Source organism: Vibrio bathopelagicus, from assembly GCF_014879975.1.
Classification (GTDB): domain Bacteria; phylum Pseudomonadota; class Gammaproteobacteria; order Enterobacterales; family Vibrionaceae; genus Vibrio; species Vibrio bathopelagicus.
Map to the genome: position 1 here is coordinate 948,275 of NZ_CP062500.1, position 24,995 is coordinate 973,269.

Genomic DNA, 24,995 nt, shown 5'->3' on the forward strand with positions numbered 1-24,995 from the left:
TTGAACAAAAACATGAAAATTCTCATTGTTGACGACTTTTCAACGATGCGCCGAATTGTTAAAAACCTACTACGCGATTTAGGTTTCAACAACACTCAAGAAGCAGACGATGGCTTGACCGCGTTACCAATGCTGAAAAAAGGCGAATTTGATTTCGTGGTAACCGACTGGAACATGCCTGGTATGCAAGGTATTGACCTGTTAAAACACGTTCGTGCAGACGCAGAACTTAAGCACCTTCCAGTGCTTATGATCACGGCAGAAGCGAAACGTGAACAGATCATCGAAGCTGCTCAAGCAGGTGTTAATGGTTACATTGTGAAGCCTTTCACAGCGGCAACTCTGAAAGAGAAACTTGATAAGATTTTTGATCGCTTATAAGCGTCAATAATAACCTGTTTTTAGGCGCTTCTAGAGAAACACTCACAGTTAAGTTTGTTGTTTATCTCAATAGTCGAAGCGTCACAAAGTATGCGGAGTAAGGCCGAACTCAGGATGATTTCATTAGAACAAGCAAAAAAATTAGTAGAGCTGCTTGAAAACGATGAGCAGCAAGGTGCTGATTCTCTTGTTAGAAGCATTTATGAAGATAATTTTAGTCTTCAAGACAATCCAATGCTTCAAGAAATAGGTAGTCTGACTCGCGACCTCCATGACTCTTTGGCTCAATTCAATTTCGATGAGCGCATCAGCGTTATCGCAAATGATGAAATCCCTGATGCTAGGGATCGCCTTCAATATGTCATTGATAAAACGGAAGTTGCAGCAAACAAGACGATGGACGCAGTCGATCGTTGTATGCCAATAGCGGACAACCTACACGAGTGTTTACTTCAAGTAAGGCCTCAATGGAATGAACTGATGCATGGCCGCATTGAGCTGGCACAATTTAAAGCTTTATGTCACCGCATTGATGGATTACTTGTCCAAGTAGAAGGCGATAGTACTGAACTACGTGGACAATTGACTGAAATCTTGATGGCTCAGGATTTCCAAGATTTAACTGGGCAGATCATTAGCAAAGTTATTACCTTGGTAAATGAGGTTGAAGGACGTTTGGTCGAGATTCTCACGGTATTCGGTGCGAATCAGATAGAGCCAACTCCAGAGAAAGAGAAGAAAGCATCTATTGCTCCTGAGGGTCCAATCATGAACCCAGAAGCGCGCGAAGACGCTGTGGCATCTCAAGATGAAGTCGACGATTTGTTATCCAGTCTTGGATTTTAAAGGTAACGTATGAGCTACGATTTAGACGAAGATATTCTTCAGGACTTTTTAGTCGAAGCAGGAGAGATTCTTGAACTCCTATCAGAACAATTGGTAGAGCTTGAGAATAACCCTGACGACAAAGACCTATTAAATGCTATTTTCCGTGGTTTCCATACAGTAAAAGGTGGTGCTGGTTTCCTAGCATTGACTGAGCTGGTGGATACTTGTCATGGTGCTGAGAATGTGTTCGACATTCTAAGAAACGGCCAACGCAGCGTAACATCAGGCTTGATGGATACGATGCTGCAGGCTCTCGATACAGTTAATGTACAGTTTCGAGCCGTGCAAGATCAGGAAGCTTTAGTACCCGCTGACCAATCTTTATTGGATGAACTTCATCGTCTCTGTAAACCAGAGGCTGCTGATGAAGTTGCGCTAGCACCTGTCATCCCTGAACCTATTGTTGTTGCGCCTGAGCCTGTTGTAGAAAGCTCTAGCATCAGTGCATCTTCAGTCGATGATATCTCTGAAGATGAGTTTGAACGCCTACTTGATGAACTTCATGGTAAAGGTGGTTCACCAACAGCAGCTTCTGCACCAACACCGCCGCCAGCGCCAGCGCCAGCGCCCGCAGCACCTCAGCCAGTTGCTGACAGTGGTGATATTACTGATGACGAATTTGAAAAGTTATTAGATGAACTGCACGGTGCGGGCAATAGTCCGACAGCGGCAAGTTCAACGCCGCCACCGCCACCGCCCCCTGTTGCTGCTCCAGTTTCGGCGATGTCTGAAGGCGATGACCTGATGACGGACGAAGAGTTTGAGAAGTTACTTGACCAGTTACATGGTTCAGGCAATGGCCCGTCGATTGAAGAGCTGGATGCTGCAACTAAGCCTGCTGATGTAAAAGCTGCTTCTGTTGCACCTGCACCACAAATTGCGCCTAAGCCACAGCCTGCAACCCCTGTTGTTGCTAAACCTGCTGTTGCTAAAGCTGAACCTAAGCCGAATGTTCCAGCTAAGGCTGAAGTTAAAACGCCAGCGAAGAAGCAACAAGCGGAAGCAACGGTTCGTGTTGATACATCAACTCTCGATACCATTATGAACATGGTGGGCGAGTTGGTATTGGTTCGTAATCGACTGGTTAGTTTAGGCTTAAACAGCAACGACGAAGAAATGGCGAAAGCCGTCTCGAATTTAGACGTTGTTACCGCAGACCTTCAAGGTGCGGTAATGAAGACTCGTATGCAGCCGATCAAGAAAGTTTTTGGCCGCTTCCCACGAGTTGTCCGCGACCTTGCTCGTAGTTTGAAGAAAGACATTGTTCTTGAAATGCGCGGTGAAGAAACGGATCTTGATAAGAATTTAGTAGAAGCACTTGCCGATCCACTGATTCACTTAGTGAGAAACTCTGTGGACCACGGTATTGAGATGCCTGAAGCTCGTATTGCAGCTGGCAAATCACAAACAGGTAAAGTGATCCTATCTGCCTCGCAAGAAGGTGACCATATTGAATTGGCTATCGTTGATGACGGTGGCGGTATGGACCCTGATAAGCTTCGTGCTATTGCGGTTAAACGTGGCCTGATGGACGAAGACGCAGCGTCTCGCTTATCAAACAAAGAGTGTTTCAATCTTATTTTTGCACCTGGCTTCTCAAGCAAAGAGCAAATCTCAGATATCTCTGGCCGTGGTGTTGGCATGGACGTTGTGAAAACAGCGATCAATACGCTGAATGGCTCGATCGATATCGATTCTGAAATGGGTCAAGGCACCAAGATTACGATCAAGGTTCCACTGACGCTTGCGATTCTACCAACCTTGATGGTCGGTGTTGCGGGTCACCCATTCGCATTGCCATTGGCTTCTGTGAACGAGATTTTCCACTTAGACCTTAGCCGCACTAACGTGGTTGATGGCCAGTTGACTATCATCGTCCGTGATAAATCTATCCCGTTGTTCTATTTGCAAAATTGGCTTGCACCAAAAGCCGGTATTGTTGAACTACGCAAAGGACATGGCCACGTTGTTATCGTTCAGCTTGGCAGCCAAAGAGTTGGCTTTGTTGTCGATACGCTGATTGGCCAAGAAGAAGTCGTTATCAAGCCACTTGATAAGTTGTTGCAAGGTACGCCAGGTATGGCCGGCGCGACAATTACAAGTGATGGACACATTGCATTGATTCTCGATGTGCCTGACTTGTTGAAGCAGTACGCTGCAGCATCAAGAATTTAATTTAAGGATAAATATGGCGATTAAAGTATTAGTCGTTGATGATTCGAGCTTTTTCCGCCGTCGCGTAAGCGAGATCATCAACTCAGAGGCTCGCCTAGAAGTCATCGATGTAGCTGTAAATGGTAAAGAAGCGGTTGAAAAAGCAAAGAAGCTAAGACCTGACGTCATTACTATGGACATCGAAATGCCAGTCATGGACGGCATCACAGCCGTTCGTGAAATTATGGCCGCGTCTCCAACGCCTATTTTGATGTTTTCATCGTTAACGCATGATGGTGCTAGAGCAACATTGGATGCGTTAGATGCCGGAGCTCTGGATTTCTTACCTAAGAAGTTCGAAGACATCGCTCGAAACCGTGACGATGCTGTCGCTCTGCTTCAGCAGCGTGTGATTCAAATTGCCGCTAAGCGCGCGTTTATGCGTCGTACACCTGTTGCTCCTCGATCAACGGCAGCAGCAACAGCGTCAACAGCTTCATCGCTGCGTCAAACTACTTCAGCGGCAACGCCTGCCGCGAAGCCTGTTGTTGCATCGACTGCAAAATTTAGAGCGTCAGGTAAAAAGTATCAGTTAACTGCCATTGGTACGTCGACTGGCGGTCCTGTTGCACTGCAGAAGATTTTGACTCGCATTCCAGCTCACTATCCACATCCGATCGTGTTAGTTCAGCACATGCCAGCAACTTTTACAGCTGCATTTGCAAGCCGACTGAATACCTTGTGTAAGATTGAAGTTCGCGAAGCGCAAGACGGAGATGTGTTGAAACCAGGAGTGGCTTACCTTGCTCCCGGTGGTAAACAGATGATGGTTGATGGTCGTGCAGGGTCTGCTCGCTTGAGAATTATCGATGGCGGCGACCGAATGAACTACAAGCCTTGTGTGGATGTCACATTCGGCTCTGCTGCGAAGATTTACGGTGACAAAGTCTTGTCTATGATACTGACAGGTATGGGTGCAGATGGTCGAGAAGGTTCGCGTATGTTAAAAACTGCGGGCTCGACGATTTGGGCGCAAGACGAAGATAGCTGTGTTGTATATGGTATGCCTCAAGCTGTAGCAAAAGCTGGCATTTCTACTGAAGACCTACCTCTAGACCGCATTGCGGAAAGAATCTTGGTTGAAGTTGGCTTAGCTTAGGTAAATCGACATGATTGTTTGGAGTGTTGCAAACCAAAAAGGTGGTGTTGGCAAAACAACCACGACAGTGACCTTAGCAGGCTTGCTTGCTTTGAAAGGGCACCGTGTTCTGTTGGTTGATACCGATCCGCATGCATCACTGACCACTTATCTGGGTTACGACTCAGATACGGTGGCGTCGAGTTTGTTTGATCTATTTCAGTTGCGTGAGTTTACTGCTCAGACGGTAAGACCTTTGACATTGCAAACTGAAGTTGAAGGCATTGATATTATCCCTGCACATATGTCGCTCGCGACATTAGATCGTGTGATGGGTAATCGCAGTGGAATGGGCTTAATTTTAAAGCGTGCGCTTGCCGCTTTGAAAGATGACTATGACTATGTATTGATCGATTGTCCGCCGATTCTTGGCGTTATGATGGTGAATGCATTGGCAGCCAGTGATCGTATCCTCATCCCAGTACAGACTGAGTTTTTAGCAATGAAAGGGTTGGAGCGCATGATTCGCACTCTGACTATCATGCAAAAATCACGCAAAACACCGTTTAAAGTGACGGTGGTACCAACGATGTATGACAAGCGAACCAAAGCTTCATTACAGACGTTAACTCAGCTGAAAGAAGATTATCCAAATCAAGTTTGGACATCTGCAGTCCCTATTGACACTAAGTTTAGAGATGCAAGCCTAAAGCGCTTACCAGCATCTCATTTTGCATCGGGTAGTCGTGGTGTATTTGCTTACAAACAGCTGCTTATTTATCTCGAAAGGCTGGCGATAAATGAGCGCGAATAGAGAATCAACAATGGCGCGACCAAGTTTATCGAGTGAACAAGCACTTGATGATTACTTTACCGCGCTGCTAGGCGATGAAGTTCTGGATTCCGACGAATTTTTTGTTGACGAGCCTAACGATGAGTCATCATCTGCAGAGCCAGAGCCAGAGCCAGAGCCAGAGCCAGAGCCAGAGCCAGAGCCAGAGCCAGAGCCAGAGCCAGAGCCAGAGCCAGAGCCAGAGCCAGAGCCAGAGCCAGAGCCAGAGCCAGAGCCAGAGCCAGAGCCAGAGCCAGAGCCAGAGCCAGAGCCAGAGCCAGAGCCAGAGCCAGAGCCAGAGCCAGAGCCAGAGCCAGAGCCAGAGCCAGAGCCAGAGCCAGAGCCAGAGCCAGAGCCAGAGCCAGAGCCAGAGCCAGAGCCAGAGCCAGAGCCAGAGCCAGAGCCAGAGCCAGAGCCAGAGCCAGAGCGTTCTAGTTACTCTACCTATGCAGAGTTGCGAGAGGCGGAGTTCGAGGTTCCAAACCTTGAGGATGTGCAGAAGCTACTTAGTCGTTTAGAAGCGACTAACGTGGTTGATGAACTGAATCTTGATGAATTGATGGATCAAAACACGCAGAAAATTGCTCAACACGCAGACATGCAAATGTTTGATGCTGCCGTGGAATCCGTTCAGCTTTCTGTAGAGCCTGAAATTCAAGACTGGAATCTCCCAGAGCCAGACTTATCAATGGTTATTGATCAACCTGTTGAGCAGATAATTGAGTCTCCAATAGCTGAAGAGCTGAACGTCGAAGCTCAGCAAGATCAAACGAACGCTGAAGAACCAGAGATTGAATCGATCAGTGAACCTGAGGTTGAGCTTGAAACTCAATCAGGCGGCATTGAACGGTTTACATCATGGGAAAGCACAGCTCGAACAGAAGACTTTCAAGTCTTGTATTTTGATGTAAACGGCGTGACCTTTGCGGTGCCACTTGATGAGCTTGGCGGCATCCATCGCCTTGAAGAGTTAAGTCATATCATTGGTAAGCCAGCTTGGTATTTAGGTTTACAAACTAGCCGTGATAGTCAGTTAGATGTTGTCGACACCGCCAAGTGGGTGATGTCTGAGAAACTAACGAATGATGAATACAAAGAAAACTATCAATATATAGTCATGCTTGGAGAGAGCTTGTGGGGGCTTGCCGGCACTGAGCTGAAAGGCACCGAGCTTCTCAATACAGATAAAGTACGTTGGCGAGAGATGGCTGGGAAACGGCCTTGGCTCGCTGGTATGGTTAAGGAAAAAATGTGTGCTTTGATTCATGTCGAAGCATTGATCGCCATGCTAAATGCAGGGCTAGACGTAAAAGCATTGGGCTAGTACTAATCACAGTAAGTAAGTGATCAAAAATAGCGTAGGAAAAAGGCTTGAGAACAAGGCAGAACTTTTCGATAAGTAGTTATTCTACAATCAAAAATTCTAACGCCGTTATTGAGCATTTTAACAAGCTAGTGTGAGCAGTTATTTACTACGATTGGTACAATATAAGCATCAAGTTAACAATAGTGGTCGGTAACGACGGCAAGAGGATTAAATATGTCTCATATGAGTGAAATTGAAGTAAGAAAAGACCCAACTAACGATGAAGTACTTCAATGGGTGACATTCCAGCTAGAAGAAGAAACTTACGGCATTAATGTTATGCAGGTACGTGAAGTACTGCGCTATAGCGAAATCGCTCCAGTACCGGGTGCTCCAGACTACGTTCTAGGTATTATCAACCTACGTGGTAACGTTGTGACTGTTATCGACACTCGTTCTCGCTTTGGTTTGATGCAAGGTGAAATCACAGACAACACTCGTATCATCGTTATCGAATCTGAGCGTCAAGTTATTGGCATCTTAGTGGATAGCGTTGCTGAAGTAGTTTACCTACGTTCTTCTGAGATCGACACGACTCCAAGTGTTGGTACTGACGAAAGTGCTAAGTTCATCCAAGGTGTAAGCAACCGTGATGGCAAGCTGCTTATCTTAGTAGATCTAAACAAACTACTAAGCGAAGACGAATGGGATGAGATGGCTCACCTGTAATGTTTGAAGCGCTTCCTTTGAGTCCTGCAGTGTTAATTGCAGGAGTCGGCGTGTTTACGTTGTTCATCTTGATTTTGCTTAGTAAAGTGAAAAGTGCTATTCAAAAACAGGTAGACCAATCACGTCTACAAGTTCGTAACCTAGATAAAGAGCTGCAAAAATCGAGTAAGCAATTACTTGAGGTTCGCTCTGTTGTTCTTGGTCTTGGTCAAAAAGTGACCGAGCAACAAGATGTGATTAAGCATTTGAATGAGCGTATCGTTGAACTCGAACACGCTGATACTGATGGCCGTTTGTACACCCGAGCGACCAAAATGGTTCAGCTTGGTGCTGGGATCAACGAACTGATTGAAGAATGCGAATTGCCCAAAGCAGAAGCTGAGCTAATGATGTCTCTGCAGAATAAGCTTGCAGGCAAAGAGAAGGTTCCTTCATTAAGAAGTAATCCGTCATCTTTTGACGAACAACCCTCTTCTCACGATCGTAAGCCTCCGCCTCGACGTCGTTAAATTGAGCGATCAATCAGTATTAATAATCAGATGTTTATTATGTACTCCTCAAAAAAGAAGCTTCGGCTTCTTTTTTTATGGCTGTCGATTTATTTATAGAACGATGTTTATAAGTACTTGTATCTAAGGCAATATCTGCTTCAAGAATAAAAATGTGTAAATTGTGATGCGGTAGTAACAGTTTCTTACGGAGTTTGTTCCCTCGAAAACGCCTAGTCCTGTTTTGTCACCTTATTGGTGTGCTACTATAGCCCTCTCATTACTCGACTAAATTTACCTATGCTAGAAGTCTCTAATTTAACTGCTATTCGTGACGACAGGGTTCTATTTGAATCGTTGTCTTTTCAGCTAAAACCAGGCGAACTGGTTCAAGTTGAAGGTCGTAACGGTACTGGGAAAACGACACTCCTGAGAATCATTACTGGGTTAGGTGACCGTGATGAAGGCTCTATCTCTTGGGATGGCCATTCTATTGAGTCGAGTCGAGATATTTATCATCAAAATTTGCTTTTTCTTGGTCACCAAACTGGCGTGAAACGCGAGCTTAGTGCATACGAGAACCTTAGCTTTTATCAATCGATTCATAACTCTGATACAACTAAGGAAGAGCTCTATCATGCCCTGACTCAAGTGGGTCTGGCTGGAAGAGAGGATGTCCCAGCTGGTCAACTTTCTGCAGGTCAGCAACGCCGTGTTGCGTTGGCGCGTCTTTGGTTGAGCAAGCAAATGTTATGGATTTTAGATGAACCACTGACTGCGATTGATAAGCAGGGTGTGAAAGTTCTGGAATCTCTTTTTTCTCAGCATGCTGATAATGGTGGCATTGTGTTACTGACCACTCACCAAGACATGTTTGCTGATAGCCCGAAACTAAGAAAAATAAAGTTGGGTGAGTAATATGATCTCTTCAATGACAATGATCATTCGACGTGAACTGCTAATCGCATTTCGCCGTCAAGCGGATATTTTTAACCCACTGTGGTTTTTCATCATTGTAATTACCCTTTTTCCATTAAGTATTGGGCCAGAGCCAAACTTACTTGCACGCATTGCAGCAGGCATTGTTTGGGTAGCCGCTTTACTCTCTGCGTTGCTCTCTTTAGAGCGCTTGTTTCGCGATGATTTTCAAGATGGCGCCCTTGAGCAGATGATGTTGATGCCCATCCCGTTGCAGTTGGTAGTATTGTCCAAGGTCATAGCACACTGGTTATTGACCGGGTTACCATTAATTTTGATTAGTCCGCTATTGGCGGTATTGCTCTCTTTGGATTTCGATACCTGGCTGTCGGTTGTTTTAACGTTATTGGTCGGTACGCCAGCATTGAGTTTTATTGGTGCGATTGGTGTGGCTTTAACGGTAGGGCTTCAGAAGGGCGGTGTGCTTTTAAGCCTGCTTATTTTACCGCTTTACATCCCAATACTTATATTTGCTACATCAGCGATTGATGCGGCGGCACTAGGTGTTGCGTATAACGGACAGTTAGCGGTGTTGGGAGCGATGTTAATGGGCGCAATGACACTGACCCCATTTGCTATTAGTGCAGCATTGAGAGTGAGTGTTAATTAGTTCGCTACCTAATTGAACTCGTTAACTTAGCGTTCACTTCCACTTTGCTTGTTCAGAGTGAACTAATCAAAGCTTTCAAACTCATAGAGTCACTGGAAATGATACAAGCCAACTAAATTATAATAATTATAGCTGTTATAGCTGTAAGCAATATGAAGTAAGAGTGAGATTACAACATGTGGAAATGGCTCCATCCCTATGCCAAAGCAGAAACGTCTTATCAGCTCGCTGGTAAACTTTTGCCATGGTTCTCTATCCTAGCGCTATTGTGTCTATCAGCTGGTACGGTGTGGGGCCTCGCGTTCGCCCCTTCAGATTACCAACAAGGTGATAGCTTCCGAATCATTTACATCCATGTTCCGTCTGCGATTTGGTCTATGGGCGTGTACATGTCTATGGCGATTGCTGCCTTTATCGGTTTGGTGTGGCAAGTGAGATTGTCTGAAATGGCTGCGTTGGCCATGGCTCCAGTTGGTGCTGTGTTTACTTTTATCGCTCTATTAACAGGTGCGGTTTGGGGTAAGCCAATGTGGGGAGCTTGGTGGGTTTGGGATGCACGTTTAACTTCAGAGCTGATTCTTCTATTCCTATATTTAGGTGTGATTGCACTACATCATGCTTTTGATGACCAAAAAACAGCAGCGAAAGCGGCAGGCATTTTGGCTATCGTTGGTGTCATCAACCTACCTATCATTCACTTTTCAGTAGAGTGGTGGAACACACTTCACCAGGGTGCGACGATCACTAAGTTCGACAAGCCTTCTATTTCAAGTGACATGTTATGGCCGCTTCTTCTTAACATATTCGGCTTCGCCTTCTTCTTTGGTGCCGTCACTATGGTTCGTTTTAGAAACGAAATCATCAGTAAAGAAAGTCACCGTCCGTGGGTTCGTAAACTCGCGGCTGATAAAGCGTAGTAGGGTAGGTAATTATGTATTTTGAATCTCTGAGTGATTTCTTTGCCATGGGTGGCTACGCCTCATATGTATGGAGTGCATTTGGAATCACATTCCTCGCGATGATTATCTTACTGGTAGTAAGTGTTCGTCGTAGTAAGCAATTACTAACTGAAGTACAAGCTAAGATTGATCGTCAAGCTCGTATCGATGCAGCAAAAAATATGGAGAACACTCTATGAACCCAAGACGTAAAAAGAGGCTTGGCATTGTCTTAGCGATCTTTTTTGGTATCAGTGCGACTGTTGGATTGATGGTTTACGCACTTAACCAGAACATGGATCTGTTCTACACACCAACTGAGCTGGTCAACGGCAAAGATGGTAAAAAACCTGAAGTTGGTCAGCGCCTACGTATTGGTGGCATGGTCGTAGTCGGCTCTGTAAGCCGTGACAATGAATCACTACGTGTAAGCTTTGATTTGCAAGATGTAGGCCCTAAAGTAACGATTTTATACGATGGCATCCTTCCTGATCTTTTCCGTGAAGGCCAAGGTATTGTTGCTCAGGGTGTTCTAAAAAATGCAACGACAATCGAAGCGTTTGAGGTGTTGGCAAAGCACGATGAAGAGTACATGCCTTCTGAAGTTGCGGAAGCAATGAAGAAAACCCATGAGCCTTTGCAATACACGACTGAACAAAAAGAAGGAAATGCTCAATGATAGCCGAGATCGGCCATTTTGCGATGATCCTGTCATTGGGACTTGCATTGCTGCTAAGCGTGCTCCCATTGTATGGAGCCGCTCGAAATAACACATTATTGATGAACAGCGCACGACCATTGTCGTGGGGCATGTTCGGATTCTTAGCGATTTCGTTCTTTATCTTGTGTTACGCGTTTTACACAAATGATTTTACGATTCAATACGTAGCAAGTAACTCGAATAGCCAGCTGCCTTGGTACTACCGAATTACAGCTGTTTGGGGCGCTCACGAAGGTTCATTATTGCTTTGGGTTCTTATCCAAGCAGGTTGGACGGTTGCAGTAGCGACGTTTAGCCGTGGTATGCCTCAAGAGTCGGTGGCTCGCGTACTGGCTATCATGGGTTTGATTACTGTCGGCTTCTTGCTGTTCATTATCGTAACCTCTAACCCGTTCTTACGTACATTGCCTTTCTTCCCTGTAGATGGCCGTGACTTGAACCCATTACTGCAAGATCCGGGTTTGATTATTCACCCGCCAATGCTTTACATGGGTTATGTAGGCTTCTCTGTTGCGTTCTCTTTCGCAATCGCTTCTCTAATGAGTGGTCGTCTTGATACGGCATGGGCTCGTTGGTCGCGTCCTTGGACAATCGCAGCTTGGTTATTCCTAACAGTAGGTATCGCACTAGGTTCATGGTGGGCTTACTACGAACTTGGCTGGGGTGGCTGGTGGTTCTGGGATCCAGTAGAAAATGCTTCATTCATGCCTTGGTTAGCTGGTACTGCACTGATGCACTCACTAGCTGTAACCGAAAAGCGTGGCACATTTAAAGCTTGGACAGTCTTACTGGCTATCTCTGCATTCTCGCTAAGCTTACTAGGTACATTCCTAGTTCGTTCAGGCATCTTGGTATCGGTTCACGCATTTGCGTCGGATCCTGCTCGCGGTATGTTTATTCTAGGTTTCCTAGTCTTTGTTATCGGTGGTTCACTACTGTTGTTTGCGGTTAAAGGCGCATCAGTTCGTGTTCGCGGTAATTTTGATTTGGTTTCTCGTGAAAACGCACTGCTTGGTAACAACATATTATTGATTGCAGCGCTCGTCGTTGTGTTAGTAGGTACGCTACTACCATTAGTTCACAAACAGTTAGGCTTGGGCTCGGTATCAATCGGTGCTCCATTCTTTGATATGTTGTTCTTCTGGTTAATGATTCCGTTCTCGTTCCTACTTGGTATCGGTCCACTGATCCGTTGGAAACGTGACAACCTGTCTAAGCTCGTTAAACCAATGCTGATTTCAGGTGCATTCTCACTTGGCTTGAGTGCGCTAATGGTTGCTCTACTGGCTGACCGCTTCAGCGGTACTGCTTTTGCTGGTTGGGTAATGGCGTTTTGGATCATATTCATGCATGGCTTTGAGCTGCATGAGCGTGCGACTCACCGTCATACATTCCTGAAAGGTCTAACTAAGCTGCCTCGTAGCCACTGGGCAATGATGTGTGGTCACATTGGTTTAGCCGTGACAGTGATTGGTATCGCGATGGTGCAAAACTACAGCATCGAACGCGATGTGCGCTTAGCGCCAGGTGAAAGCTACCAGCTTGAAGAATACAGCTTCCTGTTTACAGGGGTTCGTGACAAAGATGGTCCTAACTATGATGGTTATATTGCTGACTTTGAAATTACCAAAGAAGGCAAATACATCAACACGCTTCACGCTGAAAAACGTTTCTACACCACAGCTAAGTCTATGATGACAGAAGCAGCGATTGACCGTGGCGTAACGCGTGACTTATACATCGCAATGGGTGAACGTTTAGACGACAACAAATCTTGGGCTGTACGTATCTACTACAAACCATTTGTACGTTGGATCTGGGCAGGTTCTTTGATCATGTCGATTGGTGGTGTTATTGCTATCAGTGACCGTCGTTACCGTTTCCGTAAGCCAACAAAAAAGTCGGCTGAAGAGCAGGAGGCTTAATTCGAATGAACAAGAAGATTTTATTCATTCCATTGATTGCTTTTATGATTCTAGCTGGAGTCTTTGCAACTCAATTAGTTCGCAATCAGTCGGGTGATGACCCGACTAAACTTGAATCGGTGTTGATTGGTAAGCCTGTACCTGAGTTCGGTCTAGAAGACTTAGAACAACCGGGTAAGTTTCATGATCAAGCGATCTTCAAAGGCGAACCTCTGCTGCTTAATGTGTGGGCTACTTGGTGTCCTACCTGTTATGCAGAGCACTCTTACCTGAATAAATTGGCCGCTCAAGGCGTTAAGATCATTGGTATGAACTACAAAGATGATCGCAACAAAGCTGTCGGTTGGCTAAAAGAACTAGGTAACCCGTACTTAATCAGCTTATTTGACGGCGATGGTATGCTAGGCCTAGATCTTGGCGTGTATGGCGCTCCTGAGACTTTCTTAATTGATGCTAACGGTGTGGTTCGTTACCGCCATGTTGGTGACGTGAATCCAACTAACTGGGCATCGACGCTTGAGCCTATGTATCAAGAGTTGCTGGAGGAAGCGAAATGATTAAAAAGGCACTGATCACTCTATTCGCTACGTTTGCCATTTCAGCGACTGTTTCTGCTGCGCCTATCGAGTTTCATGAGTTTGATACCGTTGAGCAAGAACAGCAGTTCAAAGAACTGAGTAATACGTTGCGTTGCCCTAAATGTCAGAACAATACGATTGGTGATTCGAATGCTGAGCTAGCAGTCGACTTACGCCAGAAAGTGTACGAGATGACAAAAGACGGTAAGTCTAAGCAAGATATCATTGATTACATGATTGCTCGCTACGGCAACTTTGTTACTTACAACCCTCCACTGACACTAGCAACATCAATCCTTTGGGTTGGCCCTTTTGCGGTGGTTGTGTTTGGTTTTGGTTTGATCATTTTACGAAGCAGAAAGTCAAAGTCGAAAGCAGTTGAGTCAGATAAAGGCTGGGATGCGGACAAAGAAGCTCGCTTAAAAGCGTTACTCGATGAAGAGAACGACGGAGATAAGAAGTAATGACTCTATTTTGGATTTCTACCATTATCCTTTCGCTAGCGGCAATTTTCTTAGTTGTTCTGCCCTTCATTAATAAAAAGGCAAACAACGATGATGTGCTTCGCGATGAGTTGAATAAAGCATTCTACAAAGATCGTCTAGATGAGCTAGAAGTAGAAGCAGAAGAAGGTCTTGTTGATAATCAACAGGAGCTGATCGCTGACTTAAAACAGTCGCTACTTGATGATGTTCCAACACAAGAAAAGATCAAGAAAACACAAATCTCTACGCTGGGTGTGGTTGTACCATCAGTGATTCTTGTTTTGGTTGTTACATACGGTATGTACTTTAAGTTCGGGGCGTTAGATAAAGTTCAGCACTGGCAAGAAGTGAGTTCAAACCTTCCTGAGTTGTCTAAAAAGCTAATGTCATCGGAAGGTGGCGCGCTAACAGACGATGAACTAGAAGATTTGACACTAGCACTACGTACTCGCTTGCATTACCAACCTAAAGACTCAACCGGTTGGTTGCTACTAGGTCGTATTGCTCTTGCTAACCGAGATGCGCAAACAGCGATTGATGCTATGGAGCGTGCTTATAAGTTAGAGCCAAAAAACGAAGACGTTCAACTTGGCTTTGCACAGGCGCTGATGCTATCGCCAGATGAGGCAGAGCAAAATCAAGCTCGTTTGCTTCTTAGTCGTTTGGTTCAAAACGATTACGTTGACCTTCGTGTGTTCTCACTGCTTGCGTTCGATGCGTTTGAGCGTCAAGACTACCCAGGTGCTGTGAAGTACTGGAGCATCATGCAGCAGATGATTGGTCCACAAGACAGCCGCTACGAAATGTTGTCACGCAGCATCGAAAGCGCACAGAAGAAAATGGGCGATACCATGGGTGTTGATCAAGGTAAGAGTGTTGCAGTAACACTTGAACTGGCTGGCGATGTCAATGTTGATCCTAAGTCTGTACTGGTTGTTTCAGTGCACAGAGCTGATGGCTCGCCAATGCCTGTTGCAGCTGCTCGTTACCCATTGGGCACTTTCCCACGCACTGTTGTCCTTGATGATGGCAATAGCATGATGGAAGGTCAGAAGTTGTCTAGCCTTGAAACATTAATGGTTCGAGCTAGGCTTGATACAGATGGCAACGTTTCTACACGTGACGGTGATTGGTACGGTGAGAGTGAAGTGGTTGAATTGGGGTCACCCGTTACTATTGATATCAATAAACAATATTAATCATCACTTTGCATAAGTGTTAGCTATTCCGCTTTAGTAATAAACGGTATAGACTTACGCAAACAATTGAGGCCAGCGATTGCTGGCCTTTTTTATTATTCCTTATGGAAAAGGTGATATGTCTGCCAGTGTTTTAAGACTCTCGAGTTTACTTTTTATCGCAAGCTTAACGGTTGGATGTTCTAGTGCGCCGGACGAAAGCGTTAACGATGATAATCTCGAAACCTCTGAATACGTCGAAGAGTCCCACCCGAATGATCCTTTCGAAGGATTTAACCGAGCGATGTGGGATATCAACTACGAATATCTAGACCCTTATTTAGTTCGTCCTGTTTCTCTCGCTTATGTTGGCTACACTCCTGTACCCGTTCGATCTGGTATCTCCAATTTTTTAGCCAACTTAGACGAACCATCGAGCATGGTGAATAACCTGATCATGGGGAATGGCCATAAAGCGCTCGATCATTTTAACCGATTTTGGATTAACTCCACCTTTGGCCTGTTAGGCCTAATTGATATTGCCAGTGAAGCGGGAATCACCAAATACGATGACAAGTCATTTTCCGATGCGATTGGCCATTACGGGGTAGGGAATGGACCATATTTTATGGTGCCAGGTTACGGTCCGGTAACGACACGTGAAGTAACAGAAACCGTAGATGGTTTATATGTACCTTTATCTTTCTTGAACTTTTGGGCAAGCTTAGGCAAGTGGGCATTTGAAGGAATGGAAACGCGTGCTCAGCTAGTGTCGCAAGAAGCGTTGTTGGATGATTCTCCGGATCCGTATGCGTTAACACGTGATGTTTACATCCAACGTCGTGACTTTAAAGCCGAGATTGAGCCTGAAGAGGTTGATCTTGAAGAAGAAGATTTCATCGATGGATACCTAGAAGATTACTAGATATAACACTTGAATAATTGATAAAAGAAAGGCTCGATGTTGATAACAACATCGAGCCTTTTTAATGTTTATGACTTTAGATTAAGTCAAACAGATTAGAAACGGTAGTTAGCTTGTATGCCTACTAGCCAAACATTACCAGTTGTTGTACCTACAAATTGGCCACCAACAGCTTCTGCGGCATCGTCAGATGCATAGCCACGTGATTCTGTGATTGGAGCATCTTTAGCAATGATATATGTAAAGCCAGCATCTAGTGACAGTTGCTCAGACCATTGGTAACCAGCACCAACACTTAGCCAAGTACGATCTGTTTCCGGGATTGTAATAGTACGATTTTTGTCGCTAACTGCCGAAGTATCGTAAGCCACACCAGTACGTAGTGCTAGTTTTGGGTCAACTTGGTAAGTTGCACCTAAAGCAAGGCGGTAGTTATCTTCCCAGTTTTCAACTTTAACTGTATGGCTGCCATATGTATTTAGCTCTGCTTGAAGCTTCTCGAATGAACTCCAATCAGTCCAGTTGAAGCTAGCATGAACAGCCAATGCTTCTGTTAGTTGATGGAAGCTTGCAAGTTCTGCTGTTGCAGGAAGCGCTAGCATCATATGACCGTTGTCGCGTTGGCCAGGTGTCATGCCAAAGCCAATGCCTTCTGCGTGACCTTCCAATTTCAGTTCAACCTCAGATTTGTAGGCAAAACCGATGCGGTGATCTTCGTTGATCTGCCAAGCAGTACCTACTTGCCAACCCCATGCCGTGTCATCGCCTTCCATGTACTTTAGTGTTGTACCTTCTGGAGCTGAGATTGGCATTTGGTTTGAATCTAGACCGATTGCATTTTTTGCTGGTGCTGTAGCGCCAAAGCTACCTTCTCCCATTACGTAGCGAATACCGCCACCAATGCTAATTTGCTCAACGATTTGATAAGCAAAGTTTAAGTTAGCTTCTTTAGTGATTACGCTTGCTTCATTACCGAAATGGGAAGCATTGAAATCATCACCTAGGTTGGTTTCCATGCCGTAGTTCGTGCCAAATGCAAAGCCGATAGCAAACTTCTCGTTGTAACGGTGAGAAATGTAAAGGTTCGGAATAATAGCGTCATCTGCGAAATCGTTTGAAGATGCTTGGCTTGTACCTATCGCAGGGTGAGCGTGGTTTACTTCTCCTTTAACATCAATGTTTGGGTTAACGTAAATACCACCAACAGAAACTTGTGTGCCTTCTAGGTAAGTCAGCATTGCAGGGTTACGCCATTGAGCATCTGCACCGTCTGCCATTGCAGCTTCACCAGCGTACGCACGGCCAAGGCCTGTTGCTGAGTATTCTGCTAGTTGAAAACCTGCCGCTTGAGTCACGGTAGAAGTCGAAAGTAGTCCAACTGCCACTGCAGCAGATAGAAGAGTCTTATTCATTTTCATTATTATGTTCGCTGAATCATAAGTATTTAGTGGCGTGATTCTACGTTTAGAGCTATTACTTTAAAAATGAAATTCGAATAAAACAGTGTTTTAGGGATTTAATGATCAAATGTGACTAATTATTAGGTAATTAGTCTGAATGTTTCGGCTGTGTTGCGAAGTTTGAGCGTACACTTGTAGCCATATATTGGCCTTGCAGGCTACACATGTAAGCTTAAATTGAGATTGGTCAGTGGGTTAGGTAATAAAAAAGGGTCGCGTAATGCGACCCTTTGAGATTTATAGCTTAGCTTATATTAGAAGCTACGGCTGTACTGTAGACCAAACAGAATAGCATCTGCATGAGTTGTTGCTGTTAATGGTGTACCTGAAGAGGTTTCTGTAACGTCTACATCGTCACCTAGTAGGTACGTAAAGCCAAAGTCAACATTTGATGCAGTATCAATATGGTACGTGAAACCAGCAGAGAACCATTGACGATCTGAATCTGGAACAGAGATCGAAGTTAGCTCGTCTTGTGCGCTAGTGTCATACATGTAACCAGTACGTAGTGTCCAAGTATCGTTTAGGTAGTAAGTACCACCAATCGCGTAGTGCCAACCATCTTGCCATTGGTATTCTTTATTATAAGCACCTTGGATTGCACCTTGAGACAGGTTGTCGAATTCGATTCGATCGAATGTACCCCAACCGATCCACTGTACAGAGTAGTGTACTGCGAATTTAGTATCTTCGATTTTGTGGTAACCAGAGAATTCAGCGATATCAGGTAATGGAAGTGTGATCTCTTGACCTTTATCATCTTTAGCTGTCATTTCTGGGCTGTAACGGTACGATAGACCAAAACGGTTATTTTCATCTAGCTCATAAACCGTACCAACGTTAAAGCCTACAGCCCAACCGTCAGCTTCGTCTACGTTTAATAAAGGAGTTCCTAAAGGTACGTTACCTGCTTGCATGCCTACACCAGAGGTACGTTTCATTGTACCTTGACCATAGATAAGGTCTAAGCCAGCACCGAAGCTCCATTGGTTATTAAGTCGGTATGAACCGGCTAGACCAAAGTTAATGCTTTTAACATCAGTTAAGCCGCCGTATTCAGCCGCAGGGTAGCTGTCTTCAAACTCGGTTTTAGTACCGAAGTTTGAGTAAGCATTCACACCCCAAGCAAACTTATCATTTACTGGAACGATTAAATGGATGTTCGGAGCGATTGACGTATCACCTACATCATCTGTATCGCCTACTGGAACTGCACCACCAACGTAATTAACGTCGTTTACTTCAATCATTGAAGTAATACTTTCAAAACCAAGAGATAACTCAGTTTTATCAAATAGTGCCATTGCTGCAGGGTTACGTGCCATTACTGACGCGTTATCTGCGATTACTGCATCACCAGCGAAAGCGCGGCCGATACCGGTTGCTGATTGTGCGTTAAGTTGGAAACCTGCTGCCATCGCTTGCGAAGACGCCAGTGTGATTGTTACTGCTAAAAGAGACTTTTTAAACAGACGCGTGTTGTTGGTAGTCATTCATTTATTCCTTTATATATCCGCCTCTACAGGGCGATTAATTTGAGCAATTGCTCAATGGTGGCTGATCCTATTCGCAAGTATACGATATACAAATCCGACCATTGGTAATTTTGAGTGGAAAATTATGGAAATGACGCCTATCTGGCACGAAATTGGTGGGAAATGCTGCTTTTTAGAGTTTTAACTCTAGAGGTATTGGTTTGGTGAATGATTTTGCGGGTTATTTATAAATAAAGCCCAGCAATATCAAGAGTATAATTGCTGGGCCTTATAATACGGGGCTTCGAGAGCGAATTAGCTCATCGGTTTGATCATTTTGGTTAGCTTTTCGGCGATTTTAGAAACATCCTCGCCATCTTCACCGACAAGGATCAAACTGCTGTCATCAATAGGTGTTACCGAACCAGACATACCTTTCTCGTCAAAGTCGATCGATTTGTCTGTCGGAATTCCAGTCAAAAACAGCGTGACTTTGCCTTTTTGACCTTGGAAGACCATATGTACAGCGTTGGACTTACCAAAGCCACAATGGTTCAAGTAGTAAACGTGATAAGGAAACGCTTCATCAAACTGAAAAGCAAATGGGTTCATCTTGGCATTGATTTGTTGCGATGTAACTTGTTCATCGATCGCGCTAACGAAACTCTTTTCATTAACCACATGTTTCATTGCCGTATCAGCCAAACTTGCTTGAGCTGGAGAAACTAAAGCATTTCCCCAATTAACTTGGCCAACGAGCAAACCTGCAACGAATGCAACTGAGGCTGCCATTGCCATCGCTCGCCTTGCAAAAGTAGGCCTTACTACTTTACTTTCTTCGCTTGAGGTCTGATTGAACAGAATACGATCAGCGAGATCGTCTGGCACATCCACGTTCATTGCTGAATGGATCTGCTTATCAAGCGATATTACATCGTCTAAAAAATTACTATTGGCTTCGCTATTTGCAGCTGCATCAACAATATCTTGTGTACGTTGCTTAGGTTCCGACAATACACGACGACGAAATTCCAAATCATCCATTATGTTGCCCCCTCTCTGCCTCTTCTGTATCCAGCATCTCTTTCAACTGATTGCGAGCTCTGAATAAACGTGTCATTACCGTGTTTTTGTTGAGATCGAGAATGTCTGCGATCTCATCACCACTAAACCCACCAATGACTTGTAAGAAGAGCGGTTCACGATAATCAATTTCAAGTTTCATGATCTGAGCTTGCAACCACAGATGTTGATGGTGTTGGTCATCACTGACACTAGCATCATTACCATGATCGTCGATATCAACCAGATCAAACTGTTTGCGTTCAAAACGTCGAGCATTCTCGCGTCGCAAGATGGTAATCAGCCAAGACTTAGCGGCTTTTTCATCTTGTAGGCTATCGAGTGACTTCCATGCACGAAGGCAAGTTTCTTGTACTAAATCTTCGGCAATGCTTTTGTCTTTACATAACCAATAGGCGTAGCGAAAGAGGTCACGATGATAGGCACGCACGAGTGCTTCGTATTTTCTTTGTTTGTCCATATCAGAGTTGACCGGACGCTTGGCTGTTTTCTTTCCAAACATTTTTATTATTGACACACGAGCCTCCATAATTGCTCTGCGTATAGCTGTCCTCTATACGTTGTGCTTCATTTTTATATTTTTAGAGCTAACGATCGGCAGGAAATCGTAAAATCACATTAAAATTGATCTACTTCAAAATCTAAGGCCTCGAACAAGCTATAGTACACCTTGTCGTCTAGTTAGTCATTCGTGGCTAGCATGTTGAGCAAGACGACACTTCCTTTTGAAGGCTGACTTTACTTTCTCCTAATCAGGAAACTGATTATTTCAATTGGCGCTAAGTTAATTGCTTTATATACATTCCGACCACACAGCTTTGTGTGGTTTTTTTTTGCCTTCAGAAAAACTCCGATACAAAACCATCGACTCTTTACCTACGCTTAACAGTCTCTACTAGCAATAGCTTAGTCTCTTAGGACAACCTTTCCCCCAAAAAGGTTCGCCTGAATACCCAGTTATATTTTCAAACAGTGAGATACTCGTATCACGTTTATTTAAACGCCCGTTTGATTTAATTAACAACTTCTTTACAATGCTTCAGGTCAGACCTCTTAACTTTAAGGAGAAATCATGGGCAAACAGGAAGTCAAAACCCGTTCTGGAGAACGTGTTGCCGTTGTCGCTGGATTACGAACCCCATTCGCTCGTCAGAGCACAGAATTTAGTCAGGTGCCTGCAGTCGACCTAGGTAAAATGGTTGTGAGCGAGATGCTTGCACGAACGGATATCGACCCTGCACTTATTGAGCAAGTCGTTTTCGGCCAAGTTGTGCAGATGCCAGAAGCACCCAATATTGCGCGTGAAATCGTATTAGGTACAGGTATGGACATTAATACCGATGCTTACAGTGTGACGCGTGCTTGTGCAACGAGCTTCCAAGCGGCAGTTAACGTCACTGAGAGCATTATGGCAGGCACGATTGATGTTGGTATTGCAGGTGGCGCTGATTCTTCTTCTGTATTGCCAATCGGTGTTTCGAAAAAGTTAGCGGCAAACTTATTAGCGCTCAGCAAAACCAAAACAATGGGTCAAAAGCTTAAGATTCTTAAAACGCTTTCCGTTAAAGATCTTATGCCTGTACCGCCTGCTGTTGCTGAATACTCGACCGGTTTATCAATGGGTCAAACCGCTGAGCAGATGGCAAAAACTCATGGTATCACCCGTCAAGAACAAGATGCACTTGCTCACCGTTCTCACTCTTTGGCTTCTCAAGCCTGGAAAGAGGGCAAGATCCAAGGTGAAGTGATGACAGCCTTCCCTGCGCCTTATAAAAAGTATCTAGCAGAAGACAACAACATTCGTCATGACTCGACGGTTGAAGGTTACGCTAAATTGCGCCCTGCATTCGACAGACAATACGGCAGCGTAACGGCAGCCAATGCCACGCCTCTTACCGATGGCGGTGCCGCGGTGATGTTGATGCGCGAAGGCAAAGCGAAAGAGCTAGGCTTAGAAGTACTTGGTTACATTCGTGGTTACGCGTTCTCTGCTATTGGTGTTGAAACGGATATGTTGATGGGGCCGACTTACGCGACCTCTCAAGTGTTGAAGAACACAGGCCTAGAATTGTCAGATCTAACACTTATCGAGATGCATGAAGCGTTTGCAGCGCAAGTTCTGGCTAATGTCAAAATGTTTGCTAGCGATGAGTTCGCACAGAAGAATCTTGGCCGTGATAAAGCGATCGGTGAGATTGATATGGAGAAGTTCAACGTTCTGGGTAGCTCAATTGCTTACGGTCACCCGTTTGCAGCAACTGGCGCGCGTATGATGACTCAAACACTGCGTGAACTTAAACGTCGTGGTGGTGGCCTAGCATTGAATACAGCTTGTGCGGCTGGTGGTTTAGGTGCAGCAATGATCTTGGAGGTGGAATAATGTCTACGACTCTTGATGTGAAAAAAGAAAAGAAAGCAGTCAAAAAAACGGATTCAACGCCAGTGGCTGCATCCAAAAGTGACAAGACGGTTACAAACGACGAAGCTGTAAAACAGGCAACCGCATTTTCTTTAACTATCGATGACCAAGATATTGCATGGCTTGCGATCGATGTGCCAAATGAAAAAATGAACACGTTACAAGCTGCGTTTGCTGAAGAAATGAAAGCAATCTTCGAGCAGTTGAAAGAAAAGCAAAGTCGAGTTAAGGGCTTAATCGTTCATTCATTGAAGCCAGACAACTTTATTGCTGGTGCTGATGTTCGAATGCTGGATGCCTGTAAGACGGCTGATGAAGCGCAGTCTCTCGCTCGTCAGGGGCAAGAGATGTTCCAAGCGCTGTCTGATTTACCTTATCCTGTTGTGGCAGCGATTCATGGCCCATGTTTAGGTGGTGGCCTAGAGCTCGCATTGGCGTGTGATTACCGTGTATGTACGGATTCAGACAAGACTCGCCTTGGCTTGCCAGAAGTGCAGCTCGGTCTGTTACCTGGATCTGGCGGCACGCAACGTCTTCCTCGCCTTATCGGTTTACTGCCTTCTCTTGATCTTATTCTTACGGGTAAGCAGCTGCGCGCTAAGAAAGCGAAATCGCTAGGTGTTGTGGATGCTTGCGTGCCAGAAACTATCTTGCTTGAAGTCGCTAAGAGCTTTGTTGAAAAGAACTCAGGCGGTAAAAAAGGCAAGCGCTTGGCGTCTAAAAGCCAAGCTTCGACCAAAGAAAAACTGATTTCACGTACGGGTCTGGGTCGTAAAGTGATTTTTGAACAGGCTTCAAAGAAGACCAATCAGAAAACACGCGGTAATTACCCTGCCGCTGATGCGATTCTTGATGTGATTCGTTATGGCTTAGAGAACGGCTTTGATAAAGGCCTTCAGTATGAAGCGAAACGTTTCTCTGAATTGGTGATGACCGCTGAATCTAAAGCCCTTCGTTCGATTTTCTTTGCAACGACTGAAATGAAAAAAGAACACGGCGCAGACGCAGAACCGAAAGCAGTTAAACGTGTTGGCGTATTAGGCGGTGGTCTAATGGGTGCAGGTATCAGCCATGTTAGTGTTGCTAAAGCGAAAGTACCGGTTCGTATTAAAGATGTGTCTAACGAAGGTGTACTGAATGCGCTTAACTACAACTACAAGTTGTTCGATAAGCAGCGTAAACGTCGCATTTTGAGCCGATCTGGCCTTGAAAGTAAGATGCTTCAGCTTTCTGGTGGTATCGACTTTACAAGCTTTAACCACACTGATGTTGTGATTGAAGCGGTATTCGAAGACCTTGATCTTAAGCAGTCGATGGTTGCGGACATTGAAGCCAATGCCAAGCCTGAGACAATCTTCGCGACCAACACTTCTTCATTGCCAATCCATAAGATTGCAGAGAAGGCGCAACGACCAGAAAACGTGGTCGGTCTTCACTATTTCAGCCCAGCAGAAAAAATGCCACTGGTTGAGGTTATTCCTCATGAAACAACGTCAGAAGAAACTATTTCGACGGTTGTTGCATTAGCGAAGAAGCAAGGTAAAACCCCGATTGTTGTTAAAGATACGGCTGGCTTCTATGTGAACCGTATTCTTGCTCCATACATGAATGAGGCGGCGCATCTGTTATTGGCAAATGAGCCGATTGAAAAGCTCGACAGCACGCTATTGGACTTTGGTTTCCCAGTTGGTCCAATTACTTTGCTAGACGAGGTGGGTGTTGATATCGGTGCGAAAATCATTCCGATTTTGGTGAATGAATTAGGTGAACGCTTCCAAGGCCCTGATGTGTTCGATATTCTGTTGAATGACAACCGTAAAGGCCGTAAGAGTGGCAAAGGTTTCTACACTTACAAAGGGAAAAAGAAGGAAGTTGATAAGTCAGTTTACAAGCTGCTTAAGCTGCAACCTGAACCTAAGCTAAGCGATAACGACATCGCAATGCGTTGTGTGTTACCGATGCTTAACGAAGCGGTTCGTTGTCTAGATGACGGTATTATCCGTAGTCCGAGAGATGGCGATATTGGTGCTATTTTCGGTATCGGTTTCCCACCATTCTTAGGTGGTCCGTTCCGTTATATGGATCAAATCGGTATTAAGTCATTGGTTGAGATGATGAACGACTTCGCTAAGAAGTACGGTGATCGTTTCGCGCCATGTGATGGTCTACTGACACGTGCTGGATTGGATGAGTCTTTCTACAAGTAACTCTCTCTAGAAGTAACTTTCTAGTACATTAATTATGAAGCCCGTATCAAACGATTGATGCGGGCTTTTTTGTTTTAAGGAGTATGCGAAAGGAATC

General features: G+C 44.8%; 24 protein-coding genes. 20 read left to right on the forward strand and 4 right to left on the reverse strand.

The window, feature by feature from the left end; all coding sequences use genetic code 11:
* The first annotated feature begins 12 nt into the window (after positions 1-12).
* The 18 genes from cheY to IHV80_RS04425 all read left to right on the forward strand — a co-directional run bounded on the left by cheY (position 13) and on the right by IHV80_RS04425 (position 16,254).
* Positions 13-381, forward strand: a complete 369-nt coding sequence (gene cheY, locus IHV80_RS04335) for a chemotaxis response regulator CheY (protein ID WP_017104841.1) — start codon at positions 13-15, stop codon at positions 379-381.
* Positions 382-495: 114 nt separating this feature from the next.
* Positions 496-1,227, forward strand: coding sequence for a protein phosphatase CheZ (locus IHV80_RS04340; RefSeq protein WP_017104842.1), 732 nt, complete (start codon positions 496-498; stop codon positions 1,225-1,227).
* Between the two features lie 9 nt (positions 1,228-1,236).
* Entirely contained in the window at positions 1,237-3,444 is a 2,208-nt protein-coding gene (locus IHV80_RS04345; RefSeq protein WP_192890168.1) for a chemotaxis protein CheA, read from the forward strand.
* A 13-nt stretch (positions 3,445-3,457) separates the two neighbouring features.
* Entirely contained in the window at positions 3,458-4,582 is a 1,125-nt protein-coding gene (locus IHV80_RS04350) for a protein-glutamate methylesterase/protein-glutamine glutaminase (protein WP_192890169.1), read from the forward strand.
* 10 nt (positions 4,583-4,592) lie between these two features.
* Positions 4,593-5,375, forward strand: a complete 783-nt coding sequence (locus tag IHV80_RS04355) for a ParA family protein (protein ID WP_192890170.1) — start codon at positions 4,593-4,595, stop codon at positions 5,373-5,375.
* Positions 5,362-6,717: a chemotaxis protein CheW gene (locus tag IHV80_RS04365; protein ID WP_226088508.1), complete on the forward strand. Its 1,356-nt coding sequence runs from the start codon at positions 5,362-5,364 to the stop codon at positions 6,715-6,717. The genes IHV80_RS04355 and IHV80_RS04365 overlap by 14 nt, the downstream gene beginning before the upstream one ends.
* Positions 6,718-6,933: 216 nt before the next feature.
* Positions 6,934-7,428, forward strand: coding sequence for a chemotaxis protein CheW (locus IHV80_RS04370; RefSeq protein WP_004736225.1), 495 nt, complete (start codon positions 6,934-6,936; stop codon positions 7,426-7,428).
* On the forward strand, positions 7,428-7,937 hold the full coding sequence (locus tag IHV80_RS04375) for a DUF2802 domain-containing protein (RefSeq protein WP_192890171.1): 510 nt from the start codon (positions 7,428-7,430) through the stop codon (positions 7,935-7,937). Before IHV80_RS04370 ends, IHV80_RS04375 begins: the two co-directional genes overlap by 1 nt.
* A gap of 279 nt (positions 7,938-8,216) precedes the next feature.
* Positions 8,217-8,834, forward strand: a complete 618-nt coding sequence (ccmA, locus tag IHV80_RS04380) for a cytochrome c biogenesis heme-transporting ATPase CcmA (protein WP_192890172.1) — start codon at positions 8,217-8,219, stop codon at positions 8,832-8,834.
* A gap of 1 nt (position 8,835) precedes the next feature.
* Complete coding sequence (ccmB, locus tag IHV80_RS04385; protein WP_122053846.1) at positions 8,836-9,504, forward strand: heme exporter protein CcmB; 669 nt, start codon at positions 8,836-8,838, stop codon at positions 9,502-9,504.
* A gap of 176 nt (positions 9,505-9,680) precedes the next feature.
* A complete protein-coding gene (locus tag IHV80_RS04390) occupies positions 9,681-10,421 on the forward strand; it encodes a heme ABC transporter permease (RefSeq protein WP_192890173.1) in 741 nt (246 codons plus the stop codon).
* Positions 10,422-10,435: 14 nt separating this feature from the next.
* On the forward strand, positions 10,436-10,642 hold the full coding sequence (gene ccmD, locus IHV80_RS04395) for a heme exporter protein CcmD (RefSeq protein WP_102435298.1): 207 nt from the start codon (positions 10,436-10,438) through the stop codon (positions 10,640-10,642).
* Positions 10,639-11,121, forward strand: a complete 483-nt coding sequence (ccmE, locus tag IHV80_RS04400; RefSeq protein ID WP_017064106.1) for a cytochrome c maturation protein CcmE — start codon at positions 10,639-10,641, stop codon at positions 11,119-11,121. The genes ccmD and ccmE overlap by 4 nt, the downstream gene beginning before the upstream one ends.
* Entirely contained in the window at positions 11,118-13,088 is a 1,971-nt protein-coding gene (locus IHV80_RS04405) for a heme lyase CcmF/NrfE family subunit (RefSeq protein WP_192890174.1), read from the forward strand. Before ccmE ends, IHV80_RS04405 begins: the two co-directional genes overlap by 4 nt.
* 5 nt (positions 13,089-13,093) lie before the next feature.
* Positions 13,094-13,645 carry a DsbE family thiol:disulfide interchange protein gene (locus IHV80_RS04410; protein WP_086712360.1) on the forward strand — a complete coding sequence of 184 codons (552 nt, stop codon included), beginning with the start codon at positions 13,094-13,096 and terminating at the stop codon, positions 13,643-13,645.
* Positions 13,642-14,130 carry a cytochrome c-type biogenesis protein gene (locus IHV80_RS04415; RefSeq protein WP_192890175.1) on the forward strand — a complete coding sequence of 163 codons (489 nt, stop codon included), beginning with the start codon at positions 13,642-13,644 and terminating at the stop codon, positions 14,128-14,130. The genes IHV80_RS04410 and IHV80_RS04415 overlap by 4 nt, the downstream gene beginning before the upstream one ends.
* Positions 14,130-15,350 carry a c-type cytochrome biogenesis protein CcmI gene (gene ccmI, locus IHV80_RS04420; protein WP_192890176.1) on the forward strand — a complete coding sequence of 407 codons (1,221 nt, stop codon included), beginning with the start codon at positions 14,130-14,132 and terminating at the stop codon, positions 15,348-15,350. The genes IHV80_RS04415 and ccmI overlap by 1 nt, the downstream gene beginning before the upstream one ends.
* 118 nt (positions 15,351-15,468) lie before the next feature.
* Positions 15,469-16,254, forward strand: a complete 786-nt coding sequence (locus IHV80_RS04425; protein WP_192890177.1) for an MlaA family lipoprotein — start codon at positions 15,469-15,471, stop codon at positions 16,252-16,254.
* A gap of 95 nt (positions 16,255-16,349) precedes the next feature.
* Here IHV80_RS04425 and IHV80_RS04430 read toward each other — a convergent pair whose 3' ends face one another.
* The 4 genes from IHV80_RS04430 to IHV80_RS04445 form a co-directional block, all read right to left on the reverse strand.
* A complete protein-coding gene (locus IHV80_RS04430) occupies positions 16,350-17,672 on the reverse strand; it encodes an outer membrane protein transport protein (RefSeq protein WP_192890178.1) in 1,323 nt (440 codons plus the stop codon).
* Positions 17,673-17,968: 296 nt separating this feature from the next.
* Positions 17,969-19,207, reverse strand: a complete 1,239-nt coding sequence (locus IHV80_RS04435; protein WP_192890179.1) for an outer membrane protein transport protein — start codon at positions 19,205-19,207, stop codon at positions 17,969-17,971.
* A 297-nt stretch (positions 19,208-19,504) separates the two neighbouring features.
* Entirely contained in the window at positions 19,505-20,233 is a 729-nt protein-coding gene (locus IHV80_RS04440) for a DUF3379 domain-containing protein (protein WP_192890180.1), read from the reverse strand.
* Entirely contained in the window at positions 20,226-20,774 is a 549-nt protein-coding gene (locus IHV80_RS04445; protein ID WP_192890717.1) for a sigma-70 family RNA polymerase sigma factor, read from the reverse strand. The genes IHV80_RS04440 and IHV80_RS04445 overlap by 8 nt, the downstream gene beginning before the upstream one ends.
* 570 nt (positions 20,775-21,344) lie before the next feature.
* On the opposite strand from IHV80_RS04445, the gene fadI reads away from it, so the two are divergent.
* Both fadI and fadJ read left to right on the forward strand, forming a co-directional pair.
* Positions 21,345-22,652, forward strand: coding sequence for an acetyl-CoA C-acyltransferase FadI (gene fadI / locus IHV80_RS04450; protein ID WP_102351303.1), 1,308 nt, complete (start codon positions 21,345-21,347; stop codon positions 22,650-22,652).
* A complete protein-coding gene (gene fadJ / locus IHV80_RS04455; protein ID WP_192890181.1) occupies positions 22,652-24,898 on the forward strand; it encodes a fatty acid oxidation complex subunit alpha FadJ in 2,247 nt (748 codons plus the stop codon). Before fadI ends, fadJ begins: the two co-directional genes overlap by 1 nt.
* The last annotated feature ends 97 nt before the right edge of the window (positions 24,899-24,995 follow it).

Excerpts from the sequence above, each read along its gene's own strand:
- cheY (WP_017104841.1), top strand. The coding sequence starts at position 13 with ATGAAAATTCTCATTGTTGACGACTTTTCAACGATGCGCCGAATTGTT.
- IHV80_RS04340 (WP_017104842.1), top strand. The coding sequence starts at position 496 with ATGATTTCATTAGAACAAGCAAAAAAATTAGTAGAGCTGCTTGAAAAC.
- IHV80_RS04345 (WP_192890168.1), top strand. The coding sequence starts at position 1,237 with ATGAGCTACGATTTAGACGAAGATATTCTTCAGGACTTTTTAGTCGAA.
- IHV80_RS04350 (WP_192890169.1), top strand. The coding sequence starts at position 3,458 with ATGGCGATTAAAGTATTAGTCGTTGATGATTCGAGCTTTTTCCGCCGT.
- IHV80_RS04355 (WP_192890170.1), top strand. The coding sequence starts at position 4,593 with ATGATTGTTTGGAGTGTTGCAAACCAAAAAGGTGGTGTTGGCAAAACA.
- IHV80_RS04365 (WP_226088508.1), top strand. The coding sequence starts at position 5,362 with ATGAGCGCGAATAGAGAATCAACAATGGCGCGACCAAGTTTATCGAGT.
- IHV80_RS04370 (WP_004736225.1), top strand. The coding sequence starts at position 6,934 with ATGTCTCATATGAGTGAAATTGAAGTAAGAAAAGACCCAACTAACGAT.
- IHV80_RS04375 (WP_192890171.1), top strand. The coding sequence starts at position 7,428 with ATGTTTGAAGCGCTTCCTTTGAGTCCTGCAGTGTTAATTGCAGGAGTC.
- ccmA (WP_192890172.1), top strand. The coding sequence starts at position 8,217 with ATGCTAGAAGTCTCTAATTTAACTGCTATTCGTGACGACAGGGTTCTA.
- ccmB (WP_122053846.1), top strand. The coding sequence starts at position 8,836 with ATGATCTCTTCAATGACAATGATCATTCGACGTGAACTGCTAATCGCA.
- IHV80_RS04390 (WP_192890173.1), top strand. The coding sequence starts at position 9,681 with ATGTGGAAATGGCTCCATCCCTATGCCAAAGCAGAAACGTCTTATCAG.
- ccmD (WP_102435298.1), top strand. The coding sequence starts at position 10,436 with ATGTATTTTGAATCTCTGAGTGATTTCTTTGCCATGGGTGGCTACGCC.
- ccmE (WP_017064106.1), top strand. The coding sequence starts at position 10,639 with ATGAACCCAAGACGTAAAAAGAGGCTTGGCATTGTCTTAGCGATCTTT.
- IHV80_RS04405 (WP_192890174.1), top strand. The coding sequence starts at position 11,118 with ATGATAGCCGAGATCGGCCATTTTGCGATGATCCTGTCATTGGGACTT.
- IHV80_RS04410 (WP_086712360.1), top strand. The coding sequence starts at position 13,094 with ATGAACAAGAAGATTTTATTCATTCCATTGATTGCTTTTATGATTCTA.
- IHV80_RS04415 (WP_192890175.1), top strand. The coding sequence starts at position 13,642 with ATGATTAAAAAGGCACTGATCACTCTATTCGCTACGTTTGCCATTTCA.
- ccmI (WP_192890176.1), top strand. The coding sequence starts at position 14,130 with ATGACTCTATTTTGGATTTCTACCATTATCCTTTCGCTAGCGGCAATT.
- IHV80_RS04425 (WP_192890177.1), top strand. The coding sequence starts at position 15,469 with ATGTCTGCCAGTGTTTTAAGACTCTCGAGTTTACTTTTTATCGCAAGC.
- IHV80_RS04430 (WP_192890178.1), bottom strand. The coding sequence starts at position 17,672 with ATGAAAATGAATAAGACTCTTCTATCTGCTGCAGTGGCAGTTGGACTA.
- IHV80_RS04435 (WP_192890179.1), bottom strand. The coding sequence starts at position 19,207 with ATGACTACCAACAACACGCGTCTGTTTAAAAAGTCTCTTTTAGCAGTA.
- IHV80_RS04440 (WP_192890180.1), bottom strand. The coding sequence starts at position 20,233 with ATGGATGATTTGGAATTTCGTCGTCGTGTATTGTCGGAACCTAAGCAA.
- IHV80_RS04445 (WP_192890717.1), bottom strand. The coding sequence starts at position 20,774 with ATGTTTGGAAAGAAAACAGCCAAGCGTCCGGTCAACTCTGATATGGAC.
- fadI (WP_102351303.1), top strand. The coding sequence starts at position 21,345 with ATGGGCAAACAGGAAGTCAAAACCCGTTCTGGAGAACGTGTTGCCGTT.
- fadJ (WP_192890181.1), top strand. The coding sequence starts at position 22,652 with ATGTCTACGACTCTTGATGTGAAAAAAGAAAAGAAAGCAGTCAAAAAA.